This window comes from Photobacterium rosenbergii (assembly GCF_003026455.1).
In the GTDB taxonomy this organism is placed as follows: domain Bacteria; phylum Pseudomonadota; class Gammaproteobacteria; order Enterobacterales; family Vibrionaceae; genus Photobacterium; species Photobacterium rosenbergii.
Genome location: NZ_PYMB01000021.1, coordinates 1 through 18,734 on the forward strand (window position 1 = coordinate 1; position 18,734 = coordinate 18,734).

The 18,734-nt window shown below is 50.8% G+C and carries 16 protein-coding genes and 10 tRNA genes; 10 read left to right on the plus strand and 16 right to left on the minus strand.

What is annotated here, in order from left to right; translation table 11 throughout:
- Positions 1 to 39 precede the first annotated feature (39 nt).
- The 15 genes from C9J01_RS23500 to lolB all read right to left on the minus strand — a co-directional run bounded on the left by C9J01_RS23500 (position 40) and on the right by lolB (position 5,934).
- Positions 40 to 116, minus strand: a tRNA-Met gene (locus C9J01_RS23500).
- Positions 117 to 152: 36 nt separating this feature from the next.
- Positions 153 to 227, minus strand: a tRNA-Gln gene (locus C9J01_RS23505).
- A 72-nt stretch (positions 228 to 299) separates the two neighbouring features.
- Positions 300 to 384: transfer RNA gene (locus C9J01_RS23510), tRNA-Leu, on the minus strand.
- A gap of 28 nt (positions 385 to 412) precedes the next feature.
- A tRNA-Met gene (locus C9J01_RS23515) sits at positions 413 to 489 on the minus strand.
- A 45-nt stretch (positions 490 to 534) separates the two neighbouring features.
- A tRNA-Gln gene (locus C9J01_RS23520) sits at positions 535 to 609 on the minus strand.
- 60 nt (positions 610 to 669) lie between these two features.
- A tRNA-Leu gene (locus tag C9J01_RS23525) sits at positions 670 to 754 on the minus strand.
- A gap of 29 nt (positions 755 to 783) precedes the next feature.
- Positions 784 to 860 (minus strand) — tRNA-Met (locus C9J01_RS23530).
- A 45-nt stretch (positions 861 to 905) separates the two neighbouring features.
- A tRNA-Gln gene (locus C9J01_RS23535) sits at positions 906 to 980 on the minus strand.
- 72 nt (positions 981 to 1,052) lie between these two features.
- Positions 1,053 to 1,137, minus strand: a tRNA-Leu gene (locus C9J01_RS23540).
- 30 nt (positions 1,138 to 1,167) lie between these two features.
- A tRNA-Met gene (locus tag C9J01_RS23545) sits at positions 1,168 to 1,244 on the minus strand.
- A gap of 306 nt (positions 1,245 to 1,550) precedes the next feature.
- A complete protein-coding gene (ychF, locus tag C9J01_RS23550) occupies positions 1,551 to 2,642 on the minus strand; it encodes a redox-regulated ATPase YchF (protein ID WP_107300566.1) in 1,092 nt (363 codons plus the stop codon).
- Positions 2,643 to 2,732: 90 nt separating this feature from the next.
- Positions 2,733 to 3,323, minus strand: a complete 591-nt coding sequence (gene pth / locus C9J01_RS23555; RefSeq protein ID WP_044622642.1) for an aminoacyl-tRNA hydrolase — start codon at positions 3,321 to 3,323, stop codon at positions 2,733 to 2,735.
- A 126-nt stretch (positions 3,324 to 3,449) separates the two neighbouring features.
- Positions 3,450 to 4,397 (minus strand): ribose-phosphate pyrophosphokinase, encoded by a 948-nt coding sequence (locus C9J01_RS23560; protein WP_146157111.1) that lies wholly within the window; start codon positions 4,395 to 4,397, stop codon positions 3,450 to 3,452.
- A 32-nt stretch (positions 4,398 to 4,429) separates the two neighbouring features.
- Positions 4,430 to 5,293 carry a 4-(cytidine 5'-diphospho)-2-C-methyl-D-erythritol kinase gene (gene ispE, locus C9J01_RS23565; RefSeq protein ID WP_107300567.1) on the minus strand — a complete coding sequence of 288 codons (864 nt, stop codon included), beginning with the start codon at positions 5,291 to 5,293 and terminating at the stop codon, positions 4,430 to 4,432.
- Positions 5,294 to 5,301: 8 nt separating this feature from the next.
- On the minus strand, positions 5,302 to 5,934 hold the full coding sequence (lolB, locus tag C9J01_RS23570; RefSeq protein WP_237157055.1) for a lipoprotein insertase outer membrane protein LolB: 633 nt from the start codon (positions 5,932 to 5,934) through the stop codon (positions 5,302 to 5,304).
- A 245-nt stretch (positions 5,935 to 6,179) separates the two neighbouring features.
- On the opposite strand from lolB, the gene hemA reads away from it, so the two are divergent.
- From hemA to kdsA, 6 genes are read left to right on the plus strand one after another with little or no spacing between them, the layout of a single operon-like run.
- On the plus strand, positions 6,180 to 7,442 hold the full coding sequence (gene hemA, locus C9J01_RS23575; protein WP_107300568.1) for a glutamyl-tRNA reductase: 1,263 nt from the start codon (positions 6,180 to 6,182) through the stop codon (positions 7,440 to 7,442).
- Positions 7,443 to 7,493: 51 nt separating this feature from the next.
- Entirely contained in the window at positions 7,494 to 8,582 is a 1,089-nt protein-coding gene (gene prfA / locus C9J01_RS23580) for a peptide chain release factor 1 (RefSeq protein WP_107300569.1), read from the plus strand.
- Positions 8,582 to 9,430: a peptide chain release factor N(5)-glutamine methyltransferase gene (gene prmC / locus C9J01_RS23585; protein WP_107300570.1), complete on the plus strand. Its 849-nt coding sequence runs from the start codon at positions 8,582 to 8,584 to the stop codon at positions 9,428 to 9,430. The genes prfA and prmC overlap by 1 nt, the downstream gene beginning before the upstream one ends.
- Positions 9,431 to 9,452: 22 nt before the next feature.
- Positions 9,453 to 9,833: a SirB2 family protein gene (locus tag C9J01_RS23590; RefSeq protein WP_107300571.1), complete on the plus strand. Its 381-nt coding sequence runs from the start codon at positions 9,453 to 9,455 to the stop codon at positions 9,831 to 9,833.
- Between the two features lie 2 nt (positions 9,834 to 9,835).
- Entirely contained in the window at positions 9,836 to 10,648 is an 813-nt protein-coding gene (locus C9J01_RS23595; RefSeq protein WP_107300572.1) for a SirB1 family protein, read from the plus strand.
- 36 nt (positions 10,649 to 10,684) lie between these two features.
- Positions 10,685 to 11,539, plus strand: a complete 855-nt coding sequence (gene kdsA / locus C9J01_RS23600; protein WP_201797863.1) for a 3-deoxy-8-phosphooctulonate synthase — start codon at positions 10,685 to 10,687, stop codon at positions 11,537 to 11,539.
- 87 nt (positions 11,540 to 11,626) lie between these two features.
- Here the strand turns inward: kdsA and C9J01_RS23605 are convergent, their stop codons facing one another.
- Positions 11,627 to 13,510: a methyl-accepting chemotaxis protein gene (locus C9J01_RS23605; RefSeq protein WP_107300573.1), complete on the minus strand. Its 1,884-nt coding sequence runs from the start codon at positions 13,508 to 13,510 to the stop codon at positions 11,627 to 11,629.
- 328 nt (positions 13,511 to 13,838) lie between these two features.
- On the opposite strand from C9J01_RS23605, the gene C9J01_RS23610 reads away from it, so the two are divergent.
- The 4 genes from C9J01_RS23610 to C9J01_RS23625 all read left to right on the plus strand — a co-directional run bounded on the left by C9J01_RS23610 (position 13,839) and on the right by C9J01_RS23625 (position 18,677).
- Positions 13,839 to 15,200 (plus strand): Na+/H+ antiporter NhaC family protein, encoded by a 1,362-nt coding sequence (locus tag C9J01_RS23610; protein WP_107300574.1) that lies wholly within the window; start codon positions 13,839 to 13,841, stop codon positions 15,198 to 15,200.
- A gap of 219 nt (positions 15,201 to 15,419) precedes the next feature.
- Complete coding sequence (gene ushA / locus C9J01_RS23615; RefSeq protein WP_107300575.1) at positions 15,420 to 17,093, plus strand: bifunctional UDP-sugar hydrolase/5'-nucleotidase UshA; 1,674 nt, start codon at positions 15,420 to 15,422, stop codon at positions 17,091 to 17,093.
- 149 nt (positions 17,094 to 17,242) lie between these two features.
- Complete coding sequence (ybaK, locus tag C9J01_RS23620; protein WP_107300576.1) at positions 17,243 to 17,719, plus strand: Cys-tRNA(Pro) deacylase; 477 nt, start codon at positions 17,243 to 17,245, stop codon at positions 17,717 to 17,719.
- Between the two features lie 49 nt (positions 17,720 to 17,768).
- Positions 17,769 to 18,677 carry a LysR family transcriptional regulator gene (locus C9J01_RS23625; protein WP_107300577.1) on the plus strand — a complete coding sequence of 303 codons (909 nt, stop codon included), beginning with the start codon at positions 17,769 to 17,771 and terminating at the stop codon, positions 18,675 to 18,677.
- Positions 18,678 to 18,734: the final 57 nt, after the last annotated feature.

Sequence of the window (18,734 nt, forward strand, 5' to 3'; positions counted from 1 at the left end):
GCCACTTCCGCACAAATTGTATCTTTCTTAAAGAAAGAATGGTGGCTACGACGGGATTCGAACCTGTGACCCCATCATTATGAGTGATGTGCTCTAACCAACTGAGCTACGTAGCCATCATGTATCATCAGCTAATGCTAATGATTGAAATATGGCAGGTCTACCTGGATTCGAACCAGGGAATGACGGGATCAAAACCCGTTGCCTTACCGCTTGGCGATAGACCTGCAGGTGCTCTTTTCAGAGACTTGCTTTCAATTAAACTTTTGCTAACAAGCTACAGCTCAACCGAAGAATGATGGTGCGGAAGGAGAGACTTGAACTCTCACACCTTGCGGCGCCAGAACCTAAATCTGGTGCGTCTACCAATTTCGCCACTTCCGCACAAATTGTTTCTTTCTTAATGAAAGAATGGTGGCTACGACGGGATTCGAACCTGTGACCCCATCATTATGAGTGATGTGCTCTAACCAACTGAGCTACGTAGCCAACATGGGTTGCTGAATATACTAGTAATCAACGACCTTGTAAAGATGGCAGGTCTACCTGGATTCGAACCAGGGAATGACGGGATCAAAACCCGTTGCCTTACCGCTTGGCGATAGACCTGCAGGTGCTCTTTTCAGAGACTTGCTTTCAATTAAGCTCAGTAGCTTAACCGAAGAATGATGGTGCGGAAGGAGAGACTTGAACTCTCACACCTTGCGGCGCCAGAACCTAAATCTGGTGCGTCTACCAATTTCGCCACTTCCGCACAAATTGTTTCTTTCTCAAAGGAAAGAATGGTGGCTACGACGGGATTCGAACCTGTGACCCCATCATTATGAGTGATGTGCTCTAACCAACTGAGCTACGTAGCCAACATGGGTTGCCGACTATACTAGTAATCAACAACCTTGTAAAGGTGGCAGGTCTACCTGGATTCGAACCAGGGAATGACGGGATCAAAACCCGTTGCCTTACCGCTTGGCGATAGACCTGCAGGTGCTCTTTTCAGAGACTTGCTTTCAATCAAGCTCTTGCTTAATAGCTAAAGCTCAACCGAAGAATAATGGTGCGGAAGGAGAGACTTGAACTCTCACACCTTGCGGCGCCAGAACCTAAATCTGGTGCGTCTACCAATTTCGCCACTTCCGCACATTGTATCTCGATTCCGAAGAAAGGAGATGGTGGCTACGACGGGATTCGAACCTGTGACCCCATCATTATGAGTGATGTGCTCTAACCAGCTGAGCTACGTAGCCATCTTGTTGTTTTCCTAGCAGCTTGCCTGTCTGGCCGCTGTGTCGGGAACGGGGCGCATTATGCTCATACCAGCCAATAGCGTCAATAGTTTTTTTGAATATCTTGAAAAAACCCGGCTGTTCGGTGCTTATTTGGACGAACTGGGCGTTTGCCGTGCTAAACATCTGCTTTTATGCGTTTTAGCGCGTGTGAAAAGGGTAAAGCTGGAACAAGTTTATGGGTAGGGTATTCGTAGCCACGCAGATAAAAAGAAAGCCAGCACGGCGGCTGGCTTTCTAGAGTATGGGATAATACGTTAGGCGGTATTAAACGTTGAAGCGGAAGTGAACCACATCACCGTCTTTAACGATGTAGTCTTTACCTTCCAAACGCCATTTACCCGCTTCTTTCGCACCGTTCTCACCGTTGAATTCGATGAAGTTGTCGTAACCAACGACTTCTGCACGGATGAAACCTTTTTCGAAGTCAGTGTGGATCTTACCCGCTGCTTGTGGAGCTGTTGCGCCAACAGGGATAGTCCAAGCACGAACTTCCTTCACACCCGCGGTGAAGTAAGTTTGTAGGTTAAGCAGTTCGTAACCAGAGCGGATCACGCGGTTAAGGCCCGGCTCCTCGATACCCATGTCAGATAGGAACTCTTCACGGTCTGCATCGTCAAGCTCTGCAATTTCAGACTCAATAGCAGCACATACTGGAACCACAACAGCGTTTTCTTTTGCTGCGTGCTCGCGAACCATGTCTAGGTACTCGTTGTCTTCGAAGCCATCTTCGTTAACGTTGGCGATGTACATGGTTGGCTTAAGCGTCAGGAAGTTCAGGTAGCTGATTGCTGCAAACTCTTCTTTGCTTAGCTCAATCGAGCGTGCCATACCACCTTCAGTCAAGGTCGGTAGCATTTTCTCAAGTACGGCGATTTCGAACTTAGCATCCTTATCACCACCTTTGGCACGTTTAGCCTGGCGCTGGATAGCACGCTCACAGGTATCAAGGTCAGCTAGAGCAAGCTCAAGGTTAATCACCTCGATATCGTCAAGCGGGTTGATCTTGCCAGCTACGTGGATGATGTTTTCGTTTTCGAAACAGCGAACAACGTGGCCGATCGCATCGGTTTCACGGATGTTAGCCAGGAATTTGTTACCTAGACCTTCGCCTTTAGACGCACCAGCAACCAAGCCTGCGATATCAACGAATTCCATCGTTGTTGGCAGGATACGCTCAGGGTTAACGATCGCTGCCAGGGCATCAAGACGCAGATCCGGCACTGGCACTACGCCTGTGTTTGGTTCGATAGTACAGAACGGGAAGTTCGCTGCCTCGATCCCTGCTTTGGTCAGGGCGTTGAAAAGAGTGGACTTACCTACGTTAGGCAGGCCGACGATTCCGCATTTAAAACCCATGGTTTGAAACCCTTTTGGTAATTGTTCGGTAAAACAGTCCGGCAGACCCGCTGCCGAAAAATAAATTCAGTATTGGCTACAGTATTCGGCTTAGACAGCTTTGAATGAATGTAGTCGATTTTGGGCTTTGTTTAAGCCATCTTTGAGCAAAATATCCATGCAACGAACTGCCTCATCAACAGCCGCATCGATATTTTCCTGCTCTTTGGCTGGCGCCTTGCCTAGGACAAAGCCAGCTACCTTGTTCTTGTCACCTGGATGGCCGATACCAATCCGCAGGCGGTAGAAATCTTTGTTGTTGCCCATCTTGCTGATGATGTCACGCAGGCCATTGTGACCACCGTGGCCGCCACCCTTTTTAAACTTGGCAACACCCGGAGGCAGGTCAAGTTCATCGTGGGCAACCATGATCTCTTCTGGCTTGATCTGGAAGAACTTCGCCAGTGCAGCTACCGATTTACCCGAGAGGTTCATGTAGGTAGATGGGATCAACAAGCGAAGATCCTGGCCATTGGTCTGGATCCGGCCGGTTTGGCCAAAGTATTTGGCTTCCTCGCGTAGGCTGACATTGTGTATACGGGCCAGCTCTTCTACCACCCAGGCACCGGCATTATGACGGGTCCTGGCATATTCGGCACCGGGGTTTGCTAGGCCAACAAGTAGGCGAATATTGTTACTCACACTGATCTCTCAAGTCTAGGGGCTGTAAAATCGCGCGCTATGTTATATCAAAATAGCCAAAATTGATATCTAAACGAAAAACGCCCCGCACATGGCGGGGCGTTAGAGCTCTTTAGCGGTCCAGAATTAGTGCTGGAACATCGCTGAGATTGACTCTTCGTTGCTGATGCGACGGATTGCTTCAGCAAGCATGCCAGATAGCGTTAGAACCGATACACGGCCTGTATCTTGGATTTCCTGAGTTAGAGGAATTGAGTCAGTTACGATAACTTCGTCAATGACAGACTCACGGATGTTCTGTGGCGCACTGCCAGAGAATACAGGGTGAGTTGCGTAAGCGAATACGCGTTTAGCACCGCGCTCTTTAAGAGCTTCAGCGGCTTTACATAGTGTACCGCCAGTATCGATCATGTCATCAACGATGATGCAGTCGCGGCCTTCAACGTCACCGATCAGGTGCATAACCTGAGAAACGTTGGCACGTGGGCGACGCTTGTCGATGATAGCGATATCAGTGTCGTCTAGTAGTTTCGCGATAGCGCGAGCACGAACAACACCACCGATGTCTGGAGAAACAACCACTGGATCTTCCAGGTTCTTCGCTAGCATGTCTTCTAGTAGTACTGGGCTACCGAATACGTTATCTACAGGAACATCGAAGAAGCCCTGGATTTGCTCAGCGTGAAGGTCAACAGTCAGAACGCGGTCAACACCTACGTTGGACAGGAAGTCGGCAACGACTTTTGCCGTGATTGGCACACGGGCAGAACGGACGCGGCGGTCTTGGCGAGCATAGCCGAAGTAAGGGATTACAGCGGTAATACGGCCTGCAGAAGCACGGCGTAGTGCATCGATCATAACAACCAGTTCCATTAGGTTGTCATTGGTTGGCGCACAAGTAGATTGAATGATAAATACGTCGCTACCACGAACGTTTTCATTAATCTGAACACAGACTTCACCGTCGGAAAAACGGTTAACTGTTGCGTCTCCTAGAGAAATGTAAAGACGGTCAGCAATGCGTTGGGCTAGTTCTGGTGTCGCGTTACCAGCAAACAGCTTCATATCAGGCACGGTGGAAACCTCAGGTTGCGTCCAAGTTGTAGTTACTGACAATCCGTAGAATGTGCGTTCAAGGCTGTCAAAAGGGGAGATGTGTTGACACCTTTTGCGACAAATCCTTGGAGCCAGTTTGGTAATTTATTCAGGGTTGCAGTGGCCGCTTCATGGGTGCTAAATTCAGCAAACACGCAAGCGCCAGTGCCGGTCAATCTCGACGGCGCGTATTCTAACAGCCACGAAAGCGCCTTATCAACCTCAGGGTGCAGTGATCTGACGATTTTTTCGCAATCGTTTTCGTAAACCCCTGCTAACAGTGCATTTAAAGACCGTTTTTTGCTATCTCTTTTTAGCTCAGGGTGGGTGAAAATATCAACCGTAGCAATATTTACCTCTGGTTTGACAACCAGATACCACTTCTCTTCCGGCTCTGCAGGCTGTAATTGCTCGCCTACACCCTCGGCAAATGCACTTAACCCACGAACAAAAACAGGCACGTCGGCACCAAGGGCCAACCCCAGCTCGGCTAACTCATCGACGCTGAGGTGAGTCTGCCATAAGTAGTTTAGGGCAACGAGCGTGGTCGCGGCATCGGATGAGCCGCCGCCAAGGCCACCGCCCATTGGTAGGATTTTGTTGATATGGATATCTGCGCCAGCTTCGATACCGGCCTTTTGGCGTAGCATGTCAGCGGCACGGTAAATCAGGTTGTCTTCGGTTTTCACCCCTTCAATGGCAGGTGTTAGGGTGATCTGATCGCTGTTGTTGGCGGTGATCGTCAGGGTATCGCTATGATCGAGAAACTGAAACAGGGTTTGCAGCTCGTGGTAGCCATCTGCGCGGCGGCCGGTGATATAGAGAAACAGGTTCAGTTTGGCCGGTGCCGGCCATTCGGTGGTGCGGGTGATCATAGCGTACTCTAATTAATGGTCCATTGGTGGATGATAAGGGTAATGCTGGTGCCGGCCGAGCTCAAGACCATGCGCTTGGGCAATGCCGGGCTAACCGAGTAGTCATACTCGTTGTAATCAAGCTGCCAGAGTTTGCCATCGACACGTTTGGCAAGGTAGCCCACTCTATTTTCGTTGTTGAGCTGGTAAGTATCTACCGCTGTCGGCAAGCCAATCAGCCAATCGCGCATCTGTTCAACCGGCAGGTTAATACCAGTTAGGTTGGCAACCAACTCGCTGGCGTTTGAACCCTGGTGGGTTTTGCCATTGTTGTCGACTAGGGTCACGCTGCTGGGGGTAGCATCGAGTTTCAGCAGTGTCGAGCCAAGGAAGTTGGTGAGCAGTAGGTGATCACTGCTTGCGGTGGTTTCCCAGATCAAATTGGCACCAAAGCGTTGCTGGCCTTTATAGCCGAGTTTTCCTTTAGCCTGGTAACTAGAGAGGGCTTCAAGCGCTTGTTCATGGCTTTCCCAATCGGTCTCGGTGGTCTGTGGTGGTTGGGTCGCACAGCCGGCTAGTAAGGATAGGAAAAGGGCAAACCAAGGTGCTCTACGGGGAATTCGGGCAAAAGGATGGCGGGCATGTCGCAATAATGACATCATCGTTATCACTTTTTTATTAAGTATTGTTGCCAAACAATAGCGGTAAAATCTTAATATTTCCAACTCCTTCTCTCGGAAAAAGGAAGGTTGATATCACTCTTTTTTCCTATTCTATGAATAATTGAATGCTAATTTATGTGGGTTATTGCCATGTAGAATCGATCTGCGTTCTTTAATTAAGTGGGGGCATCAAGTAAAATCCGCCCTTAAATCATATTTCATCGGCGAAGTGGTACACCGTCTCCATGACATTGCTTGCACTAGGAATAAACCATAAAACAGCCTCGGTAGACTTGCGTGAACGGGTTGCGTTTTCGCCAGAAAAGATGAAGCAGGCCTTAGCTCAACTGGAGGACCATCCAGAGGTTCACAGTGGGGTGATTGTTTCGACCTGTAACCGTACAGAGCTGTATTGCGATGTGGCTCAGCAAGGCCCCGGGCTCATGATTGACTGGTTGAGTAAGTTTCACCAGATCAGTACAGAAGAGCTGATGCCAAGCCTATATTTCCATGAAGAGCAGGCTGCTGTACGTCATCTGATGCGGGTTTCTTGCGGGTTGGATTCACTGGTACTAGGCGAACCGCAGATCCTAGGCCAGGTCAAGCAGTCTTATTCCGATGCCCGGGATAACCAAGTTATCCAGGGGATGTTGGAAAAGCTGTTCCATAAAACGTTCACCGTGGCGAAACGGGTGCGTACCGAGACCGATATCGGCGGCAACGCGGTATCGGTGGCTTTTGCCGCTTGTACATTGGCAAAACAGATTTTCGAATCGCTTGAAGAAGCGACGGTATTGCTGGTTGGTGCGGGGGAAACCATTGAGTTGGTTGCCCGCCATTTGGTGGAGCAGGGGTGCAACCGACTGATTGTCGCCAACCGGACCAAAGAGCGGGCCGAAAACTTGGCCCGGGAGTTCGGTGCTGAAGTGATTAGCTTGCAAGAAATCCCAGAGCACCTTCACCGGGCTGATATTGTGATTAGCTCAACGGCGAGCCCGCTGCCGATTATCGGCAAGGGGATGGTTGAAAAAGCCATCAAAGCGCGGCGCCACCAACCTATGCTGCTGGTTGATATTGCGGTACCGCGTGATATTGAGCAGGAAGTAGGGGATCTCAACGATGCTTACCTTTATTCGGTAGATGATTTGCACAGTATTGTTGAGAAAAACCGTGAACAGCGTAAAGTGGCGGCGATACAGGCAGAAGCGATTGTCAGTGAAGAAAGTGCCGCTTTCATGAGTTGGATCCGCTCGCTTGAAGCTGTAGACAGTATTCGTCAATACCGTTGCCAGGCTGAGGATCTTAAATCAGATTTGCTTACTCGTAGTTTGCAGGCGCTGGCCAATGGCGGCGATCCTGAAAAAGTCTTGGTCGAGCTCAGTAACAAACTGACCAACAAACTTATCCATGCGCCTACCCGCGCGATGCAGCAGGCCGCCAAAGATGGCGAGCCAGAAAAGCTGGCGGTGATCCGCGAGACACTAGGGCTAGATACCGCAAAGAATTAATCCTGGCAGGGAAACCTTCCCTGCCTTTAGTGGAATACAGTAGAAACCTATATGAAACCTTCAATTTTAGTGAAATTAGAAACGCTGGTTGAGCGTTATGAAGAAGTCCAGCATTTGCTAGGTGATCCAGAGATCATTGGTAACCAGGACAAGTTCCGTGCGCTTTCCCGTGAATATTCACAGCTGGAGGAAGTAACCCAATGCTTCCAGGCCTACCAGCAAGCCAAAGAAGACTTGGCGACTGCTGAAGAGATGGCTAATGAAGACGATCCTGAAATGCGCGAGATGGCGCAGGAAGAAGTCAAGGAAGCCAAAGCGGAGATCATCCGTTTGGAAGATGAGCTTCAGGTTCTGCTTATTCCTAAAGATCCGAACGACGAGCGTAACTGCTTCGTTGAAATCCGTGCCGGTGCCGGTGGTGATGAAGCCGGTATCTTCGCCGGTGACCTGTTCCGTATGTACAGCAAATACGCCGAGTCACGCGGTTGGCGCGTTGAAGTGATGAGTTCCAACGATGCCGAGCACGGTGGCTACAAAGAGATGATTGCCAAAATCAGTGGTGAAGCAGTGTATGGCACCCTGAAGTTTGAGTCAGGCGGTCACCGTGTACAGCGTGTTCCGGCAACAGAATCCCAAGGCCGCGTCCATACCTCTGCTTGTACGGTTGCCGTGATGCCAGAGATCCCAGAAGCGGAAATCCCTGAAATCAATGCAGGCGACCTGAAAATCGACACCTTCCGTGCATCGGGTGCCGGTGGTCAGCACGTTAACACCACGGATTCTGCTATCCGTATTACCCACTTGCCAACGGGCATCGTGGTAGAGTGTCAGGACGAGCGTTCACAGCACAAAAACAAAGCGAAAGCGATGTCTGTCCTTGCGGCCCGTATTATCCAGGCTGAGGAAGAGAAGCGCCATGCAGAAGAGGCGAGCACCCGCCGTAACCTACTTGGCTCGGGCGATCGTTCAGACCGTATCCGTACCTACAACTACCCGCAGGGCCGTGTCTCTGATCACCGTATCAACCTGACTATCTACCGTTTGAACGAAGTGATGGAAGGCGATATGGACAGCTTGATCCAGCCGGTTCTACAGGAACACCAGGCCGACCAGTTAGCAGCCATGGCTGAGCAGAACTAATGACCCTGTCGATAGACGCCCAGCTGAAGCTGGCGGCTAAGGCATTGATTGATGCGGGCTCAGACAGCCCGCATATCGATGCCGCCGTTTTGCTGTGCCATGTGCTCGATAAGCCCCGCAGTTACCTGTTAACCTGGCCGGAAAAAGAATTGGATGCTGCCCAGCAAACAGCATTTGAATCTGTATTGGCAAGGCGCCTGACGGGTGAGCCGGTGGCTTATATCGTTGGTGAGCGTGAGTTTTGGTCGCTGCCTCTTAAAGTGGCACCCCATACCCTGATCCCGCGTCCAGATACCGAAAGGTTGGTGGAGCTGGCTCTGGAAAAGCTGCCTGCCGACGCCTGCAAGGTGTTAGATCTGGGCACAGGGACAGGCGCCATTGCGCTGGCAATGGCCTCAGAGCGACGCGATATTGCCGTTACTGGTATTGATTTGCGTCCTGAAGCTGCTGCGCTTGCTGAGGAAAACCGCACTAACCTACATATTGCCAATGCACGTTTTCTCTCTGGTAGTTGGTATAGCCCGCTGTCAGAGCAAGAACGTTTTGCCGTGATTGTAAGCAACCCACCTTATATCGACAAAATGGATCCCCACCTGGAACAAGGGGATGTCCGCTTTGAGCCAAAGAGTGCCTTGGTGGCAGAGGATCATGGGTTGGCTGATATTCAGTTGATCAGTGAGCAAGGCCGCCAGCACCTTGAAGTTGGTGGTTGGCTGCTAATGGAGCACGGATACGAGCAAGGTTTGGCTGTACGTGGTATTTTAGACGCGCTGGGTTACCATGAGGTCTCCACAGCACAGGATTATGCCGGCCTGGATCGTGTGACCATGGGCCGCTGGCAAGGATAGAGAGATAACAACAATGTATACAATGTATCCCGCTATAAAACACCTACATATGCTGGCTATCGCGCTTAGCGTGACCTTGTTTATCTTGCGTTACTGCTTGATGATGGCCAACTCGTCGTTGAACGAGAAGAAGTTCCTGAAAATTACCCCCCATGTGGTGGATACCGTTTTATTGCTAACCGGTGTGGCTTTGATTTTCATTACCGGTTTCGTGCCGTTTACGGCGGCAGGTGGCTGGATGACGCAAAAGCTCAGCTGTGTGCTGGCCTATATTGCGCTTGGCTACTTCACCCTGAAAATGGGGACGAACAAAGTCTTTAAGACCTTTGCCTTCTTCGGCTCGCTGGGCTGGGTAATGGCCGCCGCCAAAATAGCAATGACCAAAACCTCTTTCCTAGGATAACCATGTTACGCTTTACCGAACAAGAACTGGAGCAGATGCCGCTGGTGGATGGCGCGGTTGCGATGACTGAAGCGGTGGATCCGCGTTTCCCTGCTGGCTGGGTCAGCATCCAGTTGGAACGGCTTGCCCAGGAGGCTGAACAAGCCTTGATGGATGAGCCTGATAGTTACTTGCGCCTTGAGGGGCTTATTCGCCTGTTTTACCGCGAGTGGGGCTTTATTGGCGATCACGAGCAGTATTACTCATCCGATAACGTGTTTCTCGACAAAGTCCTTGAGCGCAAGAAAGGGATCCCTGTGTCGCTGGGGGCGCTATTCCTGTTTCTCGCCCAGCGCCTGGATTTGCCGGTCAGTGCCGTTGCTTTCCCGACCCAGTTTGTTCTTAAGGTAGAGTGGTACGGCAGTGAACCTCAGTTCATTAACCCGTTTGATGGTGAATACCTGAGTAAGCATGTTATGGCGGCCTGGCTCAAAGGCCACAAAGGACCATTTACCGAGTTGCGCAGCGAGCACTTTGCAACGGCTGGCAACTATGACGTGCTGGCACGCTGGTTGACTGTGATGAAAAGCGCACTGCTTCGCGAAGGGCTGTTTGCCGAAGCGTTGCGCTGCAGTGATGTCGTTCTGGGGGCTTTCCGTCCGGGAGACCCGCACGAAATCCGTGATCGTGGCTATATTTACCAGCAGCTAGAGTGCAGCCATGCTGCGGCACTGGATTACGAATACTTTATCGAGCAATGCCCTGAAGACCCAGCTGCCGAGTTGCTGAAGCTTCAGGTCCAAGAACTCAACAAAGAGCCGTTGACCCTGCATTAATTTGGATAGGGTCTTGGCTAAAAATTAAGAGAGAAGATGATGGAACAGAAAGTTGTTCGCGTTGGTGATATTGATGTTGCCAATGATAAGCCGTTTGTCCTATTCGGCGGCATGAACGTACTGGAATCACGTGATTTGGCGATGCAGATCTGTGAAAAGTACGTTGAAGTGACAGATAAGCTAGGCATTCCTTATGTCTTCAAGGCTTCTTTTGACAAAGCTAACCGCTCTTCTGTGCACTCTTACCGTGGTCCGGGCATGGAAGAAGGCCTGAAGATTTTCCAAGAGTTGAAAGATACCTTCGGCGTGAAAATCATCACTGATATCCACGAGCAGTACCAGGCCCAGCCTGTTGCCGATGTGGTTGACGTTATCCAGCTGCCGGCTTTCCTTGCTCGCCAGACTGATCTGGTTCAGGCAATGGCAAAAACCGGTGCGGTGATCAACGTGAAGAAGCCTCAGTTCATGAGCCCTGGCCAGGTTGGTAACATCGTTGAGAAATTCGCTGAGTGCGACAACGAAAATATCATCCTGTGTGAGCGCGGTGTGCTGCACGGCTACGATAACCTAGTGGTTGATATGCTTGGTTTTGATGTGATGAAGAAGGCCTCTAAAGGTAGCCCGATCATCTTCGATGTTACCCACGCCCTACAATGCCGTGATCCTAACGGTGCCGCTTCTGGTGGCCGCCGTGAGCAAACTGTCGATTTGGCACGCTCTGGTCTGGCAACTAAGATTGCAGGCCTGTTTATGGAAGCGCACCCGAACCCGGATAAAGCCCGCTGTGACGGCCCATCTGCTTTCCCATTGGACAAGCTAGAGCCATTCCTTGCTCAATTGAAGCAGCTTGATGACCTGGTCAAGGGCTTCGAAGAAATCGAAATCAAGTAAGATATTTTCTTCTTGCTGATAGTAAAAAGGCGATACCGAGGTATCGCCTTTTTTATTGCTGCTGCTTTAGCTGGTTTAGCCGCTCACTTATAACTTGAAGCGGCTGATCTCCTGCTGTAGCTGGAATGATAGTTCAGATAGCTCAGCCGCTTGCTTAGCCGCCTCGCTGGCTTCTACTGCAAGTTCGTTGGAGACATCGCGGATCCCTTCGGTATTACGGGTAATTTCCGATGTCACGGAGGATTGCTCTTCCGCTGCCGAGGCGATCTGGGTCGCCATATCACTGATGTTGGTCACTGCACTGTTGATCTGGGATAGGCTCGCCGAGGCCGAGTTGGCATCATCGACACTGGTTTCCGCCAGTTTGCGGCTGTCTTCCATGATCCCGACGGCTTTGCCCGTGGTTTGCTGCAGGGTCTCGATCATCTGCTGGATTTCCTGCGTCGAAGCATGGGTACGCTGGCTCAGTACGCGGACCTCATCGGCAACAACGGCAAACCCCCGGCCTTGCTCACCGGCACGGGCTGCTTCGATAGCTGCATTGAGTGCCAGCAGGTTAGTTTGCTCGGCAATTCCCTGAATCGTAGATAGAATGGTATTGATGCTCTGGGCATGGCTGTTCAGCTCACTGATCACACCTGTCGCCGTATCCACTTCAGTCGCTAGGCTCGTGATGGAGTGCTGGCTCTGGCCGACCTGAGTCGCGCCATGATCAGAAACTTCGACAGTTTCACCGGCTGTACGGGCCGTATTGTCAGCATTGCCGGCAATTTCCTGGGTTGCTGCAGCCATCTCATTGATAGCCGTTGCCACCATATTGATTTCGTCCTGCTGGTGCTGGATACGGGTGCTGCGCTCTTCAGCCTGAGAAGCGGTAACATGTGCCTGCTGGGTCAGGGAGTTAGAGACATCGTTCAGCTTGCACACCATGGCATGCATATTGCCGACGAAACGGTTGAAGTTATGGGCAAGCTGGCCCACTTCATCATCACTACGAGGCTCCAAGCGCTGGGTCAGGTCACCTTCACCGGTGGCAATTTCAGCCAGTGCTTCAGATACGCGAGCCAGGTCGCGGAACAGGTAACCGACGAGGGTAGCGGAAATTGCTACCACAATCAGGGTGATCACAATGGAGGTGATGATCAGCTGGCGTAGCAGTGTCGTGTGGCTCGCTTCTTCAGTCGCGCGATCCATCTCCAGGCCAAGTACCCAGTCTGTCCCCGGTACAGTAGCAAAGTAGAACAGCTTTTCTTTACCGTCGATAGTGGCCATTTCAATGCTGCCAGTGCGGGCAGCTTCATCGATCATCGCCATGTTGAGTTCGCTGCTGAAACGGTTGATTGGCTGGAGGATCAAAGACTCGTCAGGGTGGGCTAGAAAAGTGTTGTCTTGTTTGTTGATCAGCATGGCGTAGGCATTTTTACCTGCATCCAAACTAATAACATCATTTACCAGCTGGTCAATCAATACGTCGGCACCGACAACACCTTGCAGGCTGCCATTGTTGCGGACAGGCTCGGCAATGGTGATCAGCAATGCATTGGTGATGGCATCACGGTATGCGGTGGTAACGATTTGACGGTTAGCGCTCACCGCATCTTGGTACCAAGGGCGGGTACGCGGGTCGTAGTCGGCACGGTTACGCTCAGGATGAGACCGGAACATACCTCCGGCTGGAGTACCGAAGAAGATATCGTCGAAACCACCCGCTTTTCGGGCCATTTGTAAATACGGCACCATATTTTCTTCGCGGCTATAGTCATTGAACGAGCTCGCGATATCGCGGCGGATATTTACCCATTCGGCAATGCCTTCGTTAGCTGCGTGGGCAATACTCTCGGCTCGGGCGTAGATGCCCTGTCGGGTTTGGTCAAAGAGTTGGTTGGCGGCAAGCCAAGTCAGTGCCGTTGCCATAATCACAACAGCAAAAAGGCTGGCGCCAATGAGTTTCTGTTTCAAGGTTAGCGTCATTGTCTTTATCTCAACAACAGGTGGGGGAGGTGTCTGCGAGGCGGATTCTATAGCGATTTTCTGCCTGTTGCACGGAAAAGTGGCCGTGGTCGAATAAAAAACAACTTGATGATTTTTCGTGACTTTTGATTGACGAAAAAGAGGTGCGCTTCGCCAGAAATTTGACGATTTAACAATGTTTGATATGCATTTTGTTACACTTATACCTATAAGGATTATCGACTGCTTATAATGATTATTTTGGATGTTTAGACGTCTAGATGTTGACGCGGCCATTAACAACACTTAGTCTAGGCGCAATTTCTAAAATAGATGTCCTGTAGTCATCATGTCGAACAATACACAACAACATTCTAACGAGCCTGCGCCTTCTGCGTTGGCGTTACTCCCATTGGGGATCTTCTTGGCCTTGTTTATTGGTGTGGGTACTTACCTAACCATGCAAGGTGTGGATTTCGCCTTCTACCAATTGCCAGCCCCTGTCGCAGCACTGCCTGCGGTAATCGCGGCGATCCTGCTGAGCAAGGAAAAACTCAACAAAGCCATTGAGCAGTTCCTACGTGGAGTAGGCCATAGCGATATTATTGCTATGTGTATGATTTACCTATTGGCAGGTGCTTTTGCTTCAGTAGCCAAAGCCACCGGTGGTGTGGATGCCACGGTAAACCTTGGCTTGTCTATGCTTCCTGCTAGCATGATCCTGCCGGGTATCTTTGTGATTTCAGCCTTTATCGCCACTGCGATGGGCACATCAATGGGCACCATTGCGGCAGTGGCCCCAGTTGCCTTGGGGATTGCCCAAACGGCTGGCATGGATGTGGCACTGACGGCCGGTGTGGTTCTGAGCGGTGCGATGTTCGGTGATAACCTGTCAATTATCTCGGATACCACGATTGCCTCGACACGTTCGCAGGGCTGTCAGATGAAAGACAAATTCCGCGAAAATATCCGTATCGCCCTACCTGCGGCAATTGCAGCGATTTTGTTGTTCCTATTTAGCAGCACCCCGACTGAAGTACCCGCGACCACAGACGTTGAGTGGCTGAAAGTATTGCCTTATATCACCATCTTGGTATTGGCAGTGTCTGGCCTGAATGTTTTTGTCGTACTTAGTATCGGTATTTTACTGGCGGGTGGTATCGGTTTATTCGGTACGCCAGATTACAGCCTGTCGACTTACGGTCAGGATATCTATGCTGGTTTCGGCAACATGCAGGAGATCTTCCTGCTGTCGATGCTCATCGGTGGTATGGGTGAGTTGATGCGCCGCCAGGGTGGCCTTGCTTACCTGACACAACTGATCAGCAAAGTGATCCGAGTCTTTAGCAAGCAACATTCGAAAGCCCAGAACCTCCGCGCGAGCGAGTTGGGTATTGCGGGCTTGGTCGGCCTGACTAACTGCTGTACGGCTAACAATACCGTTGCGATTATTGTCTCTGGCGGTGTAGCCCGTGAACTGGCGGAAGAAAACGGTGTGACGCCTCGCCGCTCGGCAAGTTTGCTTGATATCTTCTCTTGTGTGGTGCAGGGAGTATTACCATATGGTGCCCAAGCATTGTTGCTGGGCTCAGTATTCGGTCTTTCACCATTAGAAGTGGTGAGCCATTCTTACTACTGTTTCTTCCTTGCTTTTGCCGCTATCGCAGCCATTTTTATCAAGCACCCAGCGCGCAAACTGGCAACGGCTTGATAAGTCGATAGATAAGATTAGAAAAACCGCAAATGATACCAGAAGCCTCACACCCGTGAGGCTTTTTTTGCTTGTTATCTCATCGTTATGAAAATGCGAAGCCAGTATAGTGATCTGGTCAACATAATGATGAAAACCCCATAACAGTGTTCACCAAATAACTTAAACTGACGCTCGTCAATTCTAGTAAAAACACATAATTAGGTTAAGGTGACCCCAATGACGGAACGCTTTTTCACCAAGGCAGCGTTAACCGCTGCGATTCTGGCTTCTCTGGCAGGTTGTGCGAGCCAATCTGACACCACTGCCCCATCATGGCAGGCTGATCAAACGTATAAGCTAACCATTCTCCACACCAACGATCACCACGGTCGTTTCTGGCATAATTCTTATGGCGAATACGGTATGGCGGCGCGTAAGACGCTATTGGATCAGATCCGTGCAGAAGTTGCAGCTGAGGGTGGTACAACTTTGTTGCTATCGGGGGGCGATATCAACACCGGTGTACCTGAATCTGACCTGCAAGATGCAGAGCCGGATTTCAAGGGTATGAATATGCTGGGCTATGATGCAATGGCATTGGGTAACCACGAGTTTGACAACCCACTGGAAGTTTTGCGTAAGCAGGAAGAGTGGGCAGAGTTCCCTATGCTGTCTGCCAATATCTACGACAAGGAAACTGGCGATCGCCTATTCCAGCCATACCAAATCTTCGAGCAGCAAGGCATCAAGATTGCTGTGGTGGGTTTGACCACAGAAGACACGGCGAAGATCGGTAACCCGGAATATATCGGTGGTGTTGACTTCCGCGATCCTAAGGAAGAAGCCAAGAAGGTGATCGAAGAGCTGAAGGAAACAGAAAATCCGGATGTGATCATTGCGGCAACCCATATGGGCCACTATGCCAACGGTAACCATGGCATCAATGCGCCGGGTGATGTTGCCCTTGCCCGTTACCTGCCTGCTGGTGAACTGGATATGATTGTTGGTGGTCACTCCCAGGAGCCGGTGTGCATGGAAGGTCCAAACATGTACAACAAGAACTTCAACCCAGGTGATGACTGCCAACCGGATCAGCAAAACGGCACCTGGATTGTCCAGGCCCATGAGTGGGGTAAATATGTTGGCCGTGCGGACTTTGAGTTCCAGAACGGTGAATTGCAAATGGTTAGCTATGATCTGATCCCAGTTAACCTGAAGAAGAAAGTGAAATTGGCTGATGGCTCCAGCGAGCGGGTATTTATTCAGGACGAGATTGCTCAGGATAGTGAAGTGAAGGCTTTCCTACAGCCATTCCAGGAGCGTGGTCAAGAGCAGTTGAATATCAAGATCGCCGAGTCTAATGGCAAGCTTGAAGGTGATCGTAATGTGGTTCGCTTCCAGCAGACTAACCTAGGTCGTTTGATTGCAGCATCACACATGCAGCGTGCCAAGGCAGATTTCGCTGTCATGAACTCGGGCGGCGTCCGCGATTCGATTGCTGGTGGTGATATTACTTACAAGGATGTGCTGACGGTGCAGCCATTTGGCAATATCGTCACTTACACCGACATGACCGGTAGCGAAGTGATGGACTACCTGAATGTTGTCGCGACTAAGCCGGTTGACTCAGGTGCCTATGCCCAGTTCTACGGTATCTCTATGACAGTGGCTAACGGTAAAGTGAGCGATGTGAAGATCGGTGGCAAGCCATTGAGCTTGACGGAAACATACCGCTTCACCGTACCGAGCTTTAACGCTGCAGGAGGCGACGGTTACCCTAAGATCACCGAACACTCAGGCCATGTGAATACCGGTTTCGTTGATGCAGAAGTACTGAAAGAGTTCCTGCAGACCAACAGCCCGATTGATGTGAACGCGTTCGCACCAAAAGGTGAGATGGTTTACCGTTAACAATTACGGTTAACGCTATTGAGCAAAGCCCTGCGCATGCAGGGCTTTTTTAATGGGCCCTATTTAAGCCAAAGCGTCTTTTTTCTTTTGGCGTCAACCGGGTTGGGCTATAGTGGCTGTCGTTATTTGGAAACGGAACCGGAGCGGCCATGACACCTGCTATTAATCTTGCCAAGAAAAAGAAAATCGCCCACACCATCCATCAGTACAAGCATGATCCGGCCAATACCAACTTTGGCCTGGAGGCAGCAGAGGTACTGGGGCAAGATCCGAATCAGGTGTTCAAAACGCTGTTGTTTGCGCTCAATGGTGACCCTAAAAAGCTGGCGGTGGCAATTGTACCTGTTGCCGGCTTGCTCGATCTCAAAGCGGCAGCGAAGGCGGCGGGTGCTAAGAAGGCAGATATGGCTGACCCACAAATTGCAGAGAAAACGACGGGCTATATTGTCGGTGGCATCAGCCCTTTGGGACAGAAGAAACGCCTGCCGACCTTTCTTGATGCCTCTGCCGAGCAGTATGAGACCATCTGCGTCAGTGCTGGCCGACGAGGGTTGGAAATCGAGTTGGCGCCGGGCGATCTTCTTTCGTTGACTGGCGGGCAGTTTGCGCCATTGGCAAAACTCTGATTTTCAATAGCCTAGCTTTCAATAAACCCGTTTTCAGTTAAGGGGAGCCATGCAAAACATCAATTTGAATTTGCTACGTACCCTGCAAGTGTTACTGGAAGAGTCGCATGTTAGCCGCACCGCTGAGCGCTTATGTGTGACCCAGTCAGCGGTTAGCCGCCAGCTGACCCAGTTGCGCGAGCTATTCGGTGATCCTTTGTTAATTAGGGAGGGCAACCGCTTGTTGCCGACGCCTAAGGCGCAGCAGCTCAAGGGCAAGGTCGATAAGATCCTCGCTAGTTGCCAGGGGCTGCTGGATGAGCCAGATTTCTCCCCGCAGCATTGGGCCGGACCGATAATCTTGGCTTCCTCCGATTATGTCGCGCAGTACATATTGCCCGATATTGTTGAGCAGGTGCAGCAGCAGGCTCCGGGGGCCAACATCAGTTACCGTTTGTGGTCGCCGGAATATTTATCCCATTTGGCAGATCTTGATATCCAACTGGTGTCCACCATGCTGCCGCAAATCCCCGAAGGCTTGTGTGGTGCCCATATTGGTTCCGATTATCCGGTGTGTGCGATGCGCGGCCAGCACCCTCTAGCCAATCAACCTTCTTTGTCATTACAGCAGCTTGCCGCTTACCCCCATATGCGGGTATCAGCCGGGGGCGATAAAGACAGTTTTGTCGAGCGGGAGCTCAGAGCGCAGGGGCTAAACCGTAATGTACAGTTCTCTGTTCCGTTCTTCAGTGCTGCTTTTCAAACTTTGGTTCGCACCGACATGTTGATGGTGCTGCCCGAGCATATCGCCCGCAACATGCAAGCTTGGTTTGATATTACTTTCAAACTGTTGCCGATCCCCAAGCCAGAGCATAGCTATTGGCTGGTTTGGCATCCCCGTTATGAAAATGACCCTGCCCACCGTTGGTTCCGTGAGCAGGTGCTTACGGTGATGAGGGGCTCCATGTATTCGATTTAGTGGGCACTGGCTTGGTTATGATTTCAAATCATGGCAAAGATGATTTCTTTTGATTTC